The sequence below is a fragment of the Nocardia coubleae NBRC 108252 genome (assembly GCF_001612805.1).
GTDB lineage: Bacteria > Actinomycetota > Actinomycetes > Mycobacteriales > Mycobacteriaceae > Nocardia > Nocardia coubleae.
This window is the reverse complement of the sequence record NZ_BDBD01000019.1, coordinates 241,859-256,711: the sequence shown is the minus strand read 5'-3', so window position 1 is coordinate 256,711 and position 14,853 is coordinate 241,859. Positions and strand designations below refer to the sequence as shown.

The following is a 14,853-nucleotide window of genomic DNA, read 5'->3' as shown; positions in this document are numbered from 1 at the left end:
TGAAACATCTACCTGCCCCGGATCTGTCACGGAATGTGTGGTCTCGACCGTACCGATCGACTGTGGCAATTCATTGAGAGCTCACTGTGTCAGCGGACCTTGGCCCCGTAGACATGCTCGACCGCCATTGTCATCAGGACGCGGCGGTCCGACACCATCACCTCGCGGTATTCGTCCCAGTCCGGGTGCTCGCCCGCGGCGGCGCGGTAGTAGGCGACGAGGGCTTCCACCTCGGGGCCGTGTGGGTCGGTGCCGGGGCCGGTGAGCTGGGCGGTGCCTTCGGCGGTTGCCCAGGACCAGCCGTCGGCGCTGCCCACCTCGAGGGCGGCGCGTGGGTCGCGGCGCAGGTTCGCGGTCTTGGCGCGGCCCTCGGTCATCGAGACGTAGATGACGCCCGCCTCGCGGTCGTAGTAGGGAGTCACCGGTGAAAGCTGGGGTCTGCCATCGGCTTTGATCGTGGCGAGGACACCGATCTTCGCCTCGGCGAGCAGGGCGTGCGGATCGAACTGTTCGGTCATGGGCCACTCCTGTTGTCGGTGTGTTCTGACGAACCGATGTGCACCTGCGTTTATGCCCGCGCGGAAAACCTGTCGACAATCCCGGACCGGGCCGCGTACAAAGAGTCCATGTTTACGGTACGTCCGCAGTCGCGGTTCTAGTTCGCATCGGGTCCGTGTGGCGCCGAGGCGACGCCGCGTGACCCGACGCCCGTGCCGTCCCCCCGGAGCGCCTCACCGGCGAGCGTCGATCTCTGAACCGACTCGGCCGGGAGCCTCCCATGACCAGAACCGACCTCGCCCGCCTACGCAATATCGGCATCGCCGCCCACATCGACGCGGGCAAGACCACGATCACCGAACGAATCCTGTTCTATACCGGCGTGATTCGCACTCTCGGTGAGGTGCACGACGGTACCGCCGTGATGGACCACATGGTGCAGGAGCGCGAGCACGGCATCACCATCACCTCCGCGGCGACCACCTGCGAGTGGGCCGAGCACCAGATCACCGTCATCGACACCCCTGGCCATGTCGACTTCACCGCCGAGGTGGAGCGCACGCTGCGGGTGCTCGACGGCGCGGTCGCGGTGTTCGACGCCAAGGAGGGTGTGGAGGCGCAGTCGGAGCAGGTGTGGCGTCAGGCCGACACCTACGGTGTGCCGCGGATCTGTTTCGTGAACAAGATGGACAAGCTCGGTGCGGATTTCGCCTTCACCGTGCGGACCATCGCGGAACGACTCGGTGTGCGCCCGTTGGTGATCCAGCTGCCGATCGGTGCCGAACGTGACTTCGAGGGCGTGATCGACCTGGTCGACATGACCGCGAAGCGGTGGCGCGGCGACACCGGAAACGGTGTCCGCTACGAGACCGTCGAGATACCGGAACAGCTGCGGGCCAAGGCGATCCAGCATCGAGAAGCACTGCTGGCGACGGTCGCCGAAGCCGACGACGACGTGCTGGAAAGCTACCTGTCCGGCAAGCCGATCGCCGTCGACGTCCTCAAAGCCGCGATCCGGCGGATGACGCTCGACGCCACGGCCTACCCGGTGCTGTGCGGTTCGGCGCTGGCCAATATCGGCGTGCAACCGCTGCTGGACTCCATCGTCGACTACCTGCCGTCGCCGGTGGATGTCGTTGCTGTGCACGGCTTCTCGATGGAAGGAACACACGTGCACCGCGCTCCCGATATCGCCGAGCCGTTCGCGGCCCTGGCGTTCAAGGTCGCGGCGCACCCGTTCTTCGGGACGCTGGTGTACCTGCGCGTGTACTCCGGCACCGCCGAACCCGGTGCCACCGTGCTGAATTCGACGAACGGACGAAAGGAGCGCCTGGGCAAACTGTTCCAGATGCACGCGAGCACCGAGATCGCGATCGATCGGGTGCGGGCGGGTCAGATCTGTGCCGTGATCGGCCTCAAAGCCACCGGCACCGGCGACACCCTGTGCGATCGGCACGACCCGATCGTGCTGGAGTCGATGACCTTCCCGGACCCGGTCCTGTCGGTCTCGATCGAACCGAGGACTCGCGCCGACCAGGACAAGCTCGGCACCGCCCTGGCCCGCCTGGCCGACGAGGACCCGACGTTCACCGTGCACGTCGACGCCGAAACCGGACAGACGGTGATCGGCGGCATGGGCGAGCTGCATCTGGAAATCCTGGTCGACCGGCTGAAACGACAGTTCCGGGTGGACGCGACCATCGGCGAACCACGGGTGGCCTACCGCGAGACCGTCACCGCTCCCGTCGACCTGCTCGAGCACACCCACCGCAAACAGGTGGGTGGACGCGGGCAGTACGCGAAGGTGGCGATCGCGCTGGCCCCGCACGTGGCCGACGACGGCGCCGTCTACGAATTCCGCAACCAGGTCACCGGTGGGCGGGTGCCGAGGGAGTACATCCCCGCGGTCGACGCGGGCGCGCAAGACGCGCTCGCGGTTGGCCCACTCGCCGGCTTCCCCCTGGTGAACGTGCTGGTGACGCTGCTCGACGGCGCCGCCCACGTGCAGGATTCCTCGGATCTGGCGTTCCGGCTGGCCGGTGCGGCAGCGGTGCGCGCGGCGGTGGCGCGCGCGAAGCCGGTGCTGCTCGAACCCATGATGGCCGTGGAGGTCGTCACGCCCGAGCAGTACGTCGGCGAGGTGATCGGTGATCTGAACACCCGGCGTGGCCGGATCACCGAGCTGGCCGAGCGCGGCGGCGCCCACGTCGTCCGCGCGCTGACCCCGCTGTCGGAGATGTTCGGCTACATCGGCGATCTTCGCTCGAAAACCCGTGGCCGAGCGAACTTCTCGATGACGTTCGACTCCTACGCCCCGGTCCCACCCGAGGTCGCGAAGTCGATCATCGCGGGCAGCTGACCAGGATGTCGGTGGCGTCTCCTCAGGCGCCACCGACTCAGGGCGCCAGGGTGCCGACCGTCCACAGGGGCGCGGTTTCCACGCGGGCGAAGCGCCATCCGTCGGGCGTGCGCACGGCATCGAATCGGTAGGTGCCGCCACCGGCGTAGAACGGTTCGGGGGCCACCCGGCCGGGGGTCGGTGCGCTGGGAACGAACGCGAACAGCGAGTTCGCCCGGACCTGGGCCCGATCGCCCGCGAGCTCGATGCGCACATTGCTGATGTAGTGCGGCGAGCGCTGCTGGTCGGAGTGGTTGCGGCCGGCGAGTGCGATGACCTTGTCGAGCCCAGCGGCCTCCCCGCCGGGCGATTTTGCGGTCACGTCGGGGGTATAGATGGTGGCGAAGGCGTCGAATCGTCCTTCTTCCAGTGCTGCGGCGAGATTGTCGACGAGGGCGTGGATCTCGTTGCGGTCTTCCAGCTCACGCAGTCGTTGCTCGGTGGAGTCGGTGGAGTCGGTGCAGGCGGTGGCGAGCAGCGCGGTCGGCAGCGCGAGGATCGGCAGGAGGTAACGGATTTCGGTCATGATCCCAGCCTTCGGCTTGATTGTTGGTATCACCAATGTAGGTGCGGCCAACGATAACATTCGTGGGTATGACCAACAAGTGCTTGATACGATGAGGTCATGGAACAGAAGGGAGCGCAGGCGGCGGCGAAGCTGCGGGGGATGCCGACTCGACTGCTCACCCAGGTCGCGGTGCTGGCCGACCGGGCTGTCGAACGCGCCCTCGCCGACACCGGCTCGCGCAGGCATCACTTCGCGCTGCTGGCCACACTGGCCGAGTTCGGTCCCGCCAGCCAGGCCGAGCTGGGCAGGCGCACCGGCATCGACCGCAGCGATATCGTCGGTGCGCTCAACGACCTGGCCGGGCGCGGCTTCGTCGACCGCGCCCCCGACCCCGAAGACCGGCGCCGCAATATCGTCACGATCACCGAGCCTGGCGACTCGCACCTGGCCGACCTCGACGGCAAGCTCCGCGCCGCCCAGCAGGAACTACTCGGCGCGCTGTCCGAGGGCGAACGCGACCAGCTCGTCGGTCTGCTCAGCCGCGTGCTGGACGACCACGCGGGGCGGTGAAGCTCGCCCGGCGAGGGTGCTATTCGATCAGCGGTGCTCGCCCGTGAAGGCCTGGTCTTCCGGTGTCGTGGGCCGACGCTCGGCCGGCGCCCCGCGCAGCAGATGCAAGGCGTCGGCGGAGGCCTCGTTGCGGGCGGTGTAGACCTCGAGCCGGTGGTCGGGGCTGTCGGGCTGCAACCACACCTGATAGTCCACATCCACGCTGCCGACCGTCGGATGCTGTAGTCGCATCGTGCCGACGGTGCAGTCGGCGACTTCGCCCTCGGCCCACAGTGTCGCGAATTCCGTACTGCGCATGGTCAATTCGCCGATCAGTTCGGCCAGACGTGCGTCGGTGGGGTAGCGGCCCGCCGTGAGCCGCAGGTAACCGACGTGAATGCGGGCGAGTTCGTCCCAGTTGCGATGCAGGTCCCTGGTGAGCGGATCGAGGAAGAATTGGCGCGGGATCGAGGGGCGCTCGGCCGGGTCGGCGGGGGCGGCGAAGTCGAGGTGTTCGGCGAAGAGTGCGTGTCCGCTGTGGTTCCAGGCGAGCACGTCGCCGCGCCTGCCGAGGACGAGGGCGGGCATGGTGTCGCCGAGCGCGTCGAGTAGGGCGAGGACGCGGGGGTGGGCGCGTTCGGGTTCGTCGCGGGTGAGTCGTGGTGTGGTCGGTCGTCCGGCCAGGTTGTGCAGGTGTGCGGTTTCGGCGGCATCGAGCCGCAGTACCCGCGCGAGGGCATCGATGACCTGCGGCGACGCCGTTCCGGCCTGATCTTGTTCGAGCCGGGTGTAGTAGCCGGCGCTCACTCCCGCCAGCTGCGCGAGTTCTTCGCGGCGCAGCCCGGGTACCCGGCGGGTCGCGCCGTAGGTGCGCAGCTCGAGGTCGGCTGGGGTGATGCGGTCGCGGCGGGTTTTGAGGAATACGCCGAGGCTTTCCAGCTCCATGTTCCCGATCGTAGGGAGCCCGGCGCGCTCGTGGGTATCCCTGCCGGGTGTACCCATCGCCGGGTCTGGTTGCCGTGCACGCCAGGGCCCAGATTCGGTGACATGAACAATGCTTCTCCGGTGCGGGCCTGGTTGGGCCTGCTGGTGGTCCTCGGTCCGGTTCTGCTCGTCGCGATGGACGGTTCGGTGCTGTTCCTGGCGATGCCCGCGATCACCGGCGCACTGTCTCCGTCCGCCGATCAGAGCCTGTGGATCCTGGACAGTTACGGCTTCGCCGTCGGCTCCCTGCTCATCGCCTTCGGCACCATCGGCGACCGCTACGGGCGCAAACGGCTCCTGCTGATCGGTGCCGCGATGTTCGGTCTCGGCTCGGTGGGCGCGGCCTTCGCCACCAGCCCCGAATCGCTGATCGCGTTCCGCGTGCTGATGGGTGTGGCCGGGGCGACGCTGTTGCCGTCGGCGCTGGCCGTGCTCGGCACCCTGTTTACCGACCCGAGGCGCCGCGCACAGGCCATCGGTATTTTCGCGGCCACGTTCGCCGCCGGATTCGCGATCGGACCGACCGTCGCGGGTCAGCTGCTGAGCCGGTTCTGGTGGGGTTCGGTCCTGTTGATCAATGTGCCGGTTGTGCTGTTGTTCCTGATGTTCGCGCCGATCCTGCTCGGGGAAGTGCGGGCCACGGTGGCCGGCCGTATCGACGTGGCGAGCGTCGCTACCTCGGCGGCGGGTCTGTTGCTCGCCATGTACGCCGTGAAACACACTGCGGCAGAAGGTATTTCCGCTACGGCTACGGGCGCGGGCTTGGTGGGTGCGGTGCTGCTCGGCTGGTTCGGGCGCAGGCAGGGGCAGATCGCGAACCCGCTGATCGACTTCGCGTTGTTCCGCAATCGCGTGTTCACGATCGCGATCGTCACCGGCTTCCTGCCGCTGGCGGCGTGGTCGGCCACCGCCTATCTCGGCGGCATCTATCTGCAGTCCGTACTCGACCTCACCGTCACCGATGCCGCGCTGCTCGCGGTGCCCGGGGCCGTGGTCCTCACCGTCACCGCCGTCGTCACCCCGGCGATCGCCGCCCGGATCGGCCGGTCGGCCGCGCTCGTCACCGCGCATTTCACCATCGTCGCGGGTTTGCTGCTGTTGCTGCCGACCGGCACGAGCACCGGCGCGGGCTGGTATATCGCGGCCACGGCCGTAGCGGGCATCGGTTACGGCATCTCCTTCAGTGTGGTCGCCGATATCGCGGTCGCGGCGGTCCCGGCCGAACGCGCGGGGTCGGCGGCCGCGCTCGCCGAAACCGGCAACGAGCTCGGCAATGCTCTCGGTATCGCCCTGTTCGGTTCCCTGGCCGCGCTCGTCTTCCGCATCGGTGGGCCGGACCTGGCACCCACCCTCGGCGCAACCCTCGACCTACCCGACCTGCTTCCAGCCGCCGCCGCCAACGCGCGATCGGCGTTCGTCGACGGGCTACACGTAGTCGCCGCGGCCGCCGCCGTGCTGCACGCGCTCCTCGGGCTGGTCGCGCTGCGCGTTCTGCGCTCGCGTCCAGTGAATGTGGAGAGCACGGAACCCACTCCGGTGGGTCTCTGACGAAGCAACCATCGGCGACCCTCCGATTGCCTGTGGCATCACATCGCTGCCCGAATGCGACGTGAACCACACTCCCGACCGGCGCACTGGTACAAACAAGCGAGAGGGAAGGACGAAATATATGAGCGCGCCGATCGTCATCGTCGGAGCGGGCCTGGCCGGCCTGCGCACCGCCGAGGAATTACGCCGAGCCGGGTACGAAGGGGGTGTGCTGCTCGTCGGGGACGAGGCGCGGCCACCGTACGATCGCCCACCGCTGTCCAAGCAGTTCGTGCGTGGCGAGACCGACGACACCACCCTGCGCCCGCCGGAGTTCTTCACCGAGAAGAACATCGAGCTGCGCCTCGGCACCGCTGTCGCCCGAGTCGACACCGCCGCGCGCACCCTCACCCTCGCCGACGGTGACACCATCGCCTACGACCAGCTCGTCATCGCCACGGGCCTGCGCCCCCGCCGCCTGCCCGGGGTGGAGGAGGTGACGGGCGTCCACGTACTGCGCGCCCACGACGACGCCGAATCCCTGCGCACCGACCTGGCCGCCGCCCAGCGCGCCCTCATCGTCGGCGCCGGATTCATCGGCTGCGAACTGGCCGCGAGCTTCCGCGCCGCGGGCAAGGACGTGACCCTCGTCGAACCGCAGCCTGCCCCGCTCGCGTCGGTACTCGGCGAGCAGATCGGTGGGTACGTGGCGCGTATGCACCGCGACCACGGGGTCGACCTGCACTGTGGCGTCGGCGTCGACACGCTTCGGGTGGATGTCGACGGGCACGTGCGCGGCGCGCTGCTCAGCGACGGTTCCGATATCGATGCCGATCTGGTGGTCATCGGAATCGGGTCTGTGCCCGCCACCGACTGGCTGGCCGGTTCCGGTATCGAACTGGCCGACCCGACGGCGGGCGGGGGTGTGCTTGCCGACGAGTTGGGTCGTACGTCCGCTGAGGGTGTCTGGGCGGTCGGTGATGTGGCTGCCTGGCGTTACGGTGACATTCGCAAGCGGGTCGAGCATTGGACCAGTGCGGGGGAGCAGGCGAAGCTGGTGGTTACCGCGCTGCTCGGGGGTGCGGCGCCTACGGCTGCGCGGGTGCCGTACTTCTGGAGTGATCAGTACGACGTCAAGATTCAGGCACTCGGTACGCCTGATCCGGCTGACGAGGTCACTGTCGTGTCCGAGGACGGGCACAAGTTTCTCGCCTACTACTCCAGGGACGGGATTCTCACCGCTGTTCTCGGTGCGGGGATGACGGCCCAGGTGATGAAGTTGCGTGCGAAACTGGCCGCGCCCACACCGGTGGCCGATCTCCTGGCTGCGACGTCCTGATCCTGAGGCGTGTGGCGGACTGCCGGTGGGGCACGGCTCATTGGCGGTGCCGCCTAGCGCAGGCAAATGACTCGGGTTCCGGCACGCGAATCGGATTACTCAGGCGCCGTGGGGATTTCTGAGTACGCACCCGGCGACGTGGTCGTCTTTTCGCACGGTCCGTTCGGTGGGATCTGTGCTGTCGTCCAGTCCGTCGACACCCGGCGGTCGACGCTGGGGCTGGAGTTCGCCGTTGGCACCACGCACCGGGAGGGTGGGGTGCTGCGGGAGGATCGGCATCGGATGACCGTCGGGTTCGACGAGGTCGAGTTGCTGTAGGCGGGACGGGGGGCTTCGCGGGCCTGTAATACGGTGGACCCGTGATCGTCGCGCTTATCGATTCGGGTCTCGGCTTGTTGCCGACGGCCGCGTGGCTGCGCAAACTGCGACCCGATGTGGATCTGCTGCTGCTGCTCGATCCCGAGGGCGCGCCGTGGGGGCCCAAGCCGGAACAGTGGGTGGTCGAGCGGGTGCTGGCGACGGCGCGGCAGGCGCTGGCGCTGGGGGCCGAGGTGATCGTGCTGCCGTGCAATACGGCGAGTGTGACGGCGTTGGCTCAGGTGCGCGCGGAGGTGGGGGAGTCGGTGCCGGTGATCGGCACGGTTCCGGCGATCAAACCCGCTGCGGCGCAATGTCGTTCGGTCGCAGTCTGGGCGACGGCGGCGACCACGGCCAGCCGGTACCAGGCCGACCTCATCGCCCGCTTCGGTGGCGATGCGAAGGTCGTGGGGGTGGCTTGCCACGGCTTGGCCGACGCCATCGACCGAGGTGACGTGCCCGCGATCAACGCCTCCATCGCCGCCGCCGCGGCCCGCACCCCCGCCGACGTGGAGGGCGTGGTCCTGGGCTGCACTCACTACCCGCTGGTCGTCGACGCCATCGTCGCCGCATTGCCGGACGGTGTCCGCCTCTTCGACAGCGCCCAAGCCGTTGCCGCCCAGACCGTCCGCAAAATGGACGAACTCGGCAGGCCGACCACCGGCACCGGAACAGTCATCGTCCGCACCAGCGGTGAACCGGGGGAATTGCCTACCAGCGCAGCGACTTTCGAGTCGGGCCGCCTGCTGGGCGCCGTCAGCCTCTGACGTTCAGGTCCGGGTGGTGCGGTGACCGGACAGGGTGGCACTGCGCGACGGCGCGAACCGCTGCCGCCCCATATCGACCCGCGCCGAAGTCTCGCGAATTCTGTCGGTCCTGTGGTGTTGAATGCGCATAACCGACCCTGGAGGTGCGTTGTGACCGAGGCTCCCACCGCCGGCGACGTACGCGCCGCGCTCGCCGAACACGCCGACCCGGCCGACGCGCAACACCTGCAACGCTTCTTCAAAACCGGCCCCGGTGAATACGGCGACGGTGATGTGTTCCTCGGCGTCCGCGTGCCTGTCAGCCGGAGGGTCGCCAAAGGATTCACGGCGCTGCCGCTCGACCAGGTCGACGAACTCCTCGACAGCCCGGTCCATGAGGAACGACTGGTCGCCCTGTTCGTCCTCGGCGCGAAGTTCGCCACCGCGTCGAAACCACGCACCCGTGACGACAAGGCGCGCGAGGAGATAGTCGACCGCTACCTGGCCGCCGTGTGCCGGGGCCGGGTGAACAACTGGGATCTGGTCGACTCGTCGGCCGAATACATCCTCGGCGCCTGGCTGCTCGACAAAGACCGCACCCTGCTTTTCGAACTGGCACACCAGGATTCGCTCTGGGAGCGCAGAGTCGCGCTGCTGTCGACCTTCGCCTTCATCCGCGCGGGCGACGCGAGCACCACCCTGGCCCTGGCCGAGGAGCTGCTCGACGATCACCGCGACCTGATCCAGAAGGCCCTCGGGTGGATGCTGCGCGAGGTCGGCAAGAAGGTCGACCCCGCGCTACTCACCGGCTTCCTCGATGCCAACGCGCGCGAAATGGGCCGCACCGCATTGAGTTACGCGACCGAACACCTCGACAAGGAACAGCGCGCCGCGTATCGGGCGATGCGTTAGAACTGGATTTTCAGGTGGTCGGTCACCGGCCGGGCCTGGCAGCCGAGGATGTAGCCGTTCTCGATGTCCTCGGGGTCGAGGATCTCCGAATTCTCCATCTCCACTTTGCCTTCCAACACCGTGCAGGCACAGGACCCGCATTCGCCTTCCTGGCAGGAGTACGGCACGTCGAGGCCCTTGTCGAGCATGATGTCGACCAGCGTCTGCTTGCGCGGCCAGCTCAGCTCGTGGACCTGCCCGTCGAGCTCCACCTCGACGGTCGCGGCGTCGGCGGCCTCTTCCTCGGACACCTCGGCGGGCGCGTGGTCGGCGAACGGGTCACCGGCCAGCGAGTTGAAGATCTCGGCGTGGGTGCGGCTGCGCGGCACGTCGAGCGAGGCGAGCGCGGTGTGCACGAGGTCCATGAACGGTTTCGGCCCGCACATGAACGCCTCGTAGGCGGTGTAGGGGCTCACCAGGCGGGCGAGCATGTCGGCGGTCGGCAGGCCGAGCAGCGGTTCGAGCCAGTGGATGACACTGAGCCGCTGCGGGAACTTGCCGACCAGTTCGCGCAGCTCGTCGGCGAAGATCACCGAGCCGGCGTCGCGGTTGGCGTAAACCAGCACGATCTTGCCGCTGCCCTGGGCGAGCGCCGACTTCAAGATGGAGATGACCGGGGTGATGCCGCTGCCCGCCGCGAACAGCAGCAGATCGGTGTCGAGGTCGCGGGGGGTGAACACGCCCGACGGCGGAAGTACTTCCAGCTCGTCGCCGGCGCTGATGTTGTCGCACAGCCAGTTCGAGCCGTAGCCGCCCTGGGTGCGCTTCACGGTCACCTTGGGTAGGTCGTCGGTGAACGGCGAGCTGGCCAGCGAGTAGCAGCGGGCCACCGAGCCGGTGAGCTCGCTGGGGATGCGCAGGGTGAGGAACTGCCCGGGCTGGTAGGCGAACCGTTCGCGCAGCTCGTCGGGCACCTCGAAGACCACGGAGCGGGTGTCGGTCGTTTCGGCGATGACTGCGGCGACCCGCAGTACCACCGAGCGCGAGCCGTGCGGAACCTCGACTGTGGTCATGTCGTCCTCTCGGGCAAAACTAGAACGTGTTTCAGTTTCATGCTAAGTCCGGACGCGCCTGCAGGGCAAGCTGCGCCTCGAGCCCGGCCACGAGCACCTCCATCCCGAAGTCGTAGGAGTACTTGCCGCGCAGGTCGGACATGTACTTCGTGGCACGGGCCACCGCTTCGGGCAGCAGCACGTCCGCGGGGGCGGAGCGGTCGCGCGGATTCACCCTGCTGCGGCCGAACAGGTAGGTGTGAATGGTCGCGTAGGCGGCCAGCACGTTGCGATCGGAGAATCCCGCGTCGAACAGGATCTCCATCACCGCTTCGATCAGGTCGAGCTGCTTGCCGAGCATCTGCTCGAGCAGGATGTCGCCCAGGCCGGGATGCCTGCGCAGTTTATCGTCTATCTGATCGATCAGATCGCGCAGGCGTACCTGCCACGGGCCGGACTCGCGCGGCGGCTTGCGCACGCCGACCAGCGCCGCGCTGGCGACCAGGTCGAGGAGTTCGCGCTTGTCGGCGACGTAGTAGTAGGGCGCCATCGGCGACACCCCGAGCTCACGCGAGAGCCTGCGCATGGACAGCTTCTCCACGCCGTCCTCGCGTACTACGCGCAGCGCCGCCTCGACGATCTCCGCTTCCGAGAGTGTCGAATTCGCGCCGCTGCCGACCCCACCGTGGTTACGCAAGCCTCTGCCTCACCTCTACTGCCGCTGGGCTCTCGGGCCCCTTCCGTCCTGCTCCCGGAAGTCTAGATGTCGTGGCCCGTCCAGTGAGTTTTTCCGAATCCCGCCTTTATGGCAGTGACTGACGTTAAAGTCGCGAGTGACCGTCAACACATGGGAGGTAGTCATGGCCGAGAACCCGGCACCCGCGAACGAGGACACCGGCGAGGACCTGATCGCCGAGACGCTGATCGAAGAGGTCAGCATCGACGGCATGTGCGGCGTGTACTGACCATGGCGGCAGGCGTGCTCGATCTCGATGCCCGATGGGCGCTGCATCCCCGGGTCTCCTTGCGTCCGGAGTCCTTCGGTGCGCTGCTGTACCACTTCGGCACCCGCAAGCTCTCGTTCCTCAAGAGCCGCGAGCTGGTCGACGTGGTCCGGTCGCTGCCCGCACACCATTCCGTGCGGGAAGCGCTGCACGCCAAGGGCTTCAGCGCGTCGACGGCATATGTCGAGGCGCTCGACCAGCTGGCCCGCACCGACATGATCGTGCCCGCGCCGGGCCCGGTCACGCCGGTGGAACCGAGCCCGCCTGCCCCGGTCGGCGCCCCGCAGGGCGGACGGCTGATCGACCGTTTCGAGTCCGGTCTGGCCGCGCCGATCTGTCTCACCTGGGAGCTGACGTACGCGTGCAACCTGTCGTGCGTGCACTGCCTGTCGTCGTCGGGTCGCCGCGACCCGAACGAGCTGAGCACCGAGCAGTGCAAGGCGCTGATCGACGAGTTCGAGCGCATGCAGATCTTCTACGTCAACATCGGTGGCGGTGAACCGACCGTGCGCCCGGACTTCTGGGAACTCGTCGACTACGCCACCGCCCACCACGTGGGGGTCAAGTTCTCCACCAACGGGGTACGGATCAACCAGCAGGTCGCCGCTCGGCTGGCCGCCAGCGACTACGTCGACGTGCAGATCTCCCTCGACGGCGCCACCGCCGAGGTCAATGACGCCGTGCGCGGTCCCGGCTCCTACGACACCGCCATCAAGGCGTTGTCGAACCTGGCCGACGCGGGCTTCCGTGACGCCAAGCTGTCGGTGGTCGCGACCCGCCACAACATCGCCCAGCTCGACGAATTCAAGGCCATCGCCGACCGGTACGGCGCCACCCTTCGCCTGACCCGCCTGCGCCCGTCGGGCCGCGGCGCCGACGTCTGGGACGAGCTGCACCCGCTGCCAGAACAGCAGCGCGAGCTCTACGACTGGCTCGTGCGCAACGGCGAGGGCGTGCTCACCGGTGACTCCTTCTTCCACCTGTCGGCCTTCGGTTCGGCCCTGCCCGGCCTGAACATGTGCGGTGCGGGCCGGGTGGTGTGCCTGGTCGACCCGGTCGGTGACGTCTACGCCTGCCCGTTCGCCATCCACGACCGGTTCAAGGCCGGAAACATCCTCACCGACGGCGGTTTCGACGGTGTGTGGACCAATGCCGAACTGTTCGCCGAACTGCGCGAGCCGGTCGACGGCGGCGCCTGCACCAAGTGCAGCCACTACGACGCCTGCCGCGGCGGATGCATGGCCGCCAAATTCTTCACCGGTCTGCCCGCCAACGGACCCGACCCGGAGTGTGTGCAGGGGTACGGGGAGGCGGCCTTGTCGGCACCGGGCCGCGTCGTTCCGCGCCCGGCGGTGGACCACTCGCGGCCGGTGCGCGCCCGCACCCGGGTGTCGCTGCCGCTGACCGTGCGTCAGCCACCGGCCAAGGCGTGCAACGAGAGTCCGCTCGGGTAGTCGCGTCGCGGTTGCCAGCGGTGCGCTGCCGATCTTGCTCGACACGTCATCCAAGCGGTCGGAGCGGCATTTCGAGCGGAGTTTCTTCCTTTTTTCTGGGGTGATGATGTTTGGCGGGCCAAGTGCGAATAGCATGCGAGGAATGCGCCATGATCGTCTGCCCGACGGCTTCGGGGTACGGATCGATCCACGGGTACGCGCATTTTCCGGGGGTCGGATCCTGATCGGCGGATCGCCCGCACGGATGCTGCGCCTGGCACCCGAGGCCGCCGAATTGATCGGCGACGGGTACCTCGAGGTCACCGATACCAAGTCCGCGATCGTCGCCCGCAGACTCCTCGACTCCGGGGTCGCCAACCCGCGACCCCGGCTGCTGCCCTCACCCGACGACGTCACCGTCGTCGTCCCGCTCTACAACAACGCCGACGGACTCGTGCGGCTGCTCGGCTCGCTGCGCGGTCACAATGTGATCGTCGTCGACGACGGTTCCGACGAACCGGTGCGCATCCCACCCCGGCCGGGGCGCGGGCAGGTGACGGTGCTGCGTCACGAGCGCCCACTCGGCCCGGCCGCCGCCCGAAATGCCGGGTTGCGGGCGGCGTCAACGGGTTTCGTCGCGTTCCTCGACTCCGATGTGGTGCCGCGCAGCGGCTGGCTCGAGGTGATGCTCGGGCATTTCAGCGATCCGCAGGTGGCGCTGGTCGCCCCGCGCATCATCGCCCTGGATTCGGAGTCCAACGCGCTGGCCCGCTACGAACACACCCGCTCCTCGCTGGATCTGGGCAGGCGCGAGGCCGCGGTGCACGCACGCGGCATCGTGTCGTACGTGCCGAGCGCGGCGCTGCTCGCCCGGCGCGCGGCACTGCTCGGCGAGGGCGGGTTCGACGAATCCATGCAGGTGGCCGAGGATGTCGACCTGTGCTGGCGGCTCGAGCGGGCGGGCTGGCGGCTGCGCTACGAACCGGCCGCCCACGTCGCCCACGACCACCGGGTCGAGTTCCGGGCCTGGTTCACGCGAAAGCTGTTCTACGGCACGGGCGCCGCGCCGCTCGGCAAGCGGCACGGGGAGATGGTCTCGCCGCTGAGCGTGCCGAAGTGGACGGTGCTCGCCGCGATCCTGTTCGCCACCCTGTCGAAATGGGGGCTGCTCGGCGGGCTGGTCACCCTGGCGACGGCGCTGGTCCGGATGCGTCGGGTGTTCGCCGAACTCGACAATCCCACCCGCATCGCGGCGGTGTACCTGGCGCGCGGATTCTTCGCCGGGCTCTGGCGATTGGCCTCGGCGATGTGTCGTGACTATTGGCCGGTCACGCTGTTGGCGGTGCTCGCGTCGAAGCGGATCAGGAAGATCGCGGTCACCATGGCACTGGCCGACGGACTGGCCGATTGGTTCACCCACCGCGATTCCGGTGGCCTCGATCCGCTGCGCTATGTGGCCTACAAGCGGCTCGACGATGTCGCGTACGGGACCGGGCTGTGGCTCGGCGTCATCCGGGCACGCAGCTTCGAGGCGCTGAAGCCGCACGTTCCGCCGAACTGAGCTGTC

The 14,853-nt window shown here is 68.2% G+C and carries 15 protein-coding genes; 10 read left to right on the top strand and 5 right to left on the bottom strand.

All coding sequences use genetic code 11. The features are described from left to right. Window positions 1–89 precede the first annotated feature (89 nt). Window positions 90–518, bottom strand: coding sequence for a PPOX class F420-dependent oxidoreductase (locus NCO8_RS20760; protein ID WP_067641842.1), 429 nt, complete (start codon window positions 516–518; stop codon window positions 90–92). A gap of 260 nt (window positions 519–778) precedes the next feature. Here NCO8_RS20760 and fusA point away from each other — a divergent pair, with 260 nt between their 5' ends. Continuing rightward, window positions 779–2,857, top strand: coding sequence for an elongation factor G (fusA, locus tag NCO8_RS20755; protein ID WP_067641841.1), 2,079 nt, complete (start codon window positions 779–781; stop codon window positions 2,855–2,857). 37 nt (window positions 2,858–2,894) lie between these two features. Here fusA and NCO8_RS20750 read toward each other — a convergent pair whose 3' ends face one another. Further along, a complete protein-coding gene (locus tag NCO8_RS20750; protein WP_067641840.1) occupies window positions 2,895–3,422 on the bottom strand; it encodes a nuclear transport factor 2 family protein in 528 nt (175 codons plus the stop codon). A gap of 99 nt (window positions 3,423–3,521) precedes the next feature. On the opposite strand from NCO8_RS20750, the gene NCO8_RS20745 reads away from it, so the two are divergent. Continuing rightward, entirely contained in the window at window positions 3,522–3,974 is a 453-nt protein-coding gene (locus NCO8_RS20745) for a MarR family winged helix-turn-helix transcriptional regulator (protein ID WP_067641839.1), read from the top strand. Window positions 3,975–4,001: 27 nt separating this feature from the next. Here the strand turns inward: NCO8_RS20745 and NCO8_RS20740 are convergent, their stop codons facing one another. Then, entirely contained in the window at window positions 4,002–4,898 is an 897-nt protein-coding gene (locus NCO8_RS20740; protein ID WP_067641838.1) for a helix-turn-helix transcriptional regulator, read from the bottom strand. 102 nt (window positions 4,899–5,000) lie between these two features. On the opposite strand from NCO8_RS20740, the gene NCO8_RS20735 reads away from it, so the two are divergent. The 5 genes from NCO8_RS20735 (at window position 5,001) to NCO8_RS20715 (ending at window position 9,818) form a co-directional block, all read left to right on the top strand. Continuing rightward, window positions 5,001–6,485 carry an MFS transporter gene (locus tag NCO8_RS20735; RefSeq protein ID WP_067641837.1) on the top strand — a complete coding sequence of 495 codons (1,485 nt, stop codon included), beginning with the start codon at window positions 5,001–5,003 and terminating at the stop codon, window positions 6,483–6,485. A 121-nt stretch (window positions 6,486–6,606) separates the two neighbouring features. Further along, a complete protein-coding gene (locus tag NCO8_RS20730) occupies window positions 6,607–7,803 on the top strand; it encodes an NAD(P)/FAD-dependent oxidoreductase (protein WP_067641836.1) in 1,197 nt (398 codons plus the stop codon). A gap of 108 nt (window positions 7,804–7,911) precedes the next feature. After that, window positions 7,912–8,121: a hypothetical protein gene (locus tag NCO8_RS20725; protein ID WP_067641835.1), complete on the top strand. Its 210-nt coding sequence runs from the start codon at window positions 7,912–7,914 to the stop codon at window positions 8,119–8,121. 41 nt (window positions 8,122–8,162) lie between these two features. Next, on the top strand, window positions 8,163–8,927 hold the full coding sequence (locus tag NCO8_RS20720; RefSeq protein ID WP_067641834.1) for a glutamate racemase: 765 nt from the start codon (window positions 8,163–8,165) through the stop codon (window positions 8,925–8,927). A 150-nt stretch (window positions 8,928–9,077) separates the two neighbouring features. Then, window positions 9,078–9,818, top strand: a complete 741-nt coding sequence (locus NCO8_RS20715) for a DNA alkylation repair protein (protein ID WP_084457343.1) — start codon at window positions 9,078–9,080, stop codon at window positions 9,816–9,818. Here NCO8_RS20715 and NCO8_RS20710 read toward each other — a convergent pair. After that, a complete protein-coding gene (locus NCO8_RS20710; protein WP_067641833.1) occupies window positions 9,815–10,870 on the bottom strand; it encodes a ferredoxin--NADP reductase in 1,056 nt (351 codons plus the stop codon). The genes NCO8_RS20715 and NCO8_RS20710 overlap by 4 nt on opposite strands. Window positions 10,871–10,907: 37 nt before the next feature. After that, window positions 10,908–11,546: a mycofactocin system transcriptional regulator MftR2 gene (mftR2, locus tag NCO8_RS20705; RefSeq protein WP_067485219.1), complete on the bottom strand. Its 639-nt coding sequence runs from the start codon at window positions 11,544–11,546 to the stop codon at window positions 10,908–10,910. A 163-nt stretch (window positions 11,547–11,709) separates the two neighbouring features. On the opposite strand from mftR2, the gene mftA reads away from it, so the two are divergent. The 3 genes from mftA to mftF all read left to right on the top strand — a co-directional run bounded on the left by mftA (window position 11,710) and on the right by mftF (window position 14,847). Beyond that, window positions 11,710–11,814: a mycofactocin precursor MftA gene (mftA, locus tag NCO8_RS20700; RefSeq protein ID WP_067641832.1), complete on the top strand. Its 105-nt coding sequence runs from the start codon at window positions 11,710–11,712 to the stop codon at window positions 11,812–11,814. 2 nt (window positions 11,815–11,816) lie between these two features. Continuing rightward, on the top strand, window positions 11,817–13,307 hold the full coding sequence (gene mftC, locus NCO8_RS20695; RefSeq protein WP_084457342.1) for a mycofactocin radical SAM maturase: 1,491 nt from the start codon (window positions 11,817–11,819) through the stop codon (window positions 13,305–13,307). Between the two features lie 142 nt (window positions 13,308–13,449). Then, window positions 13,450–14,847, top strand: coding sequence for a mycofactocin biosynthesis glycosyltransferase MftF (gene mftF / locus NCO8_RS20690; protein ID WP_067641831.1), 1,398 nt, complete (start codon window positions 13,450–13,452; stop codon window positions 14,845–14,847). Window positions 14,848–14,853: the final 6 nt, after the last annotated feature.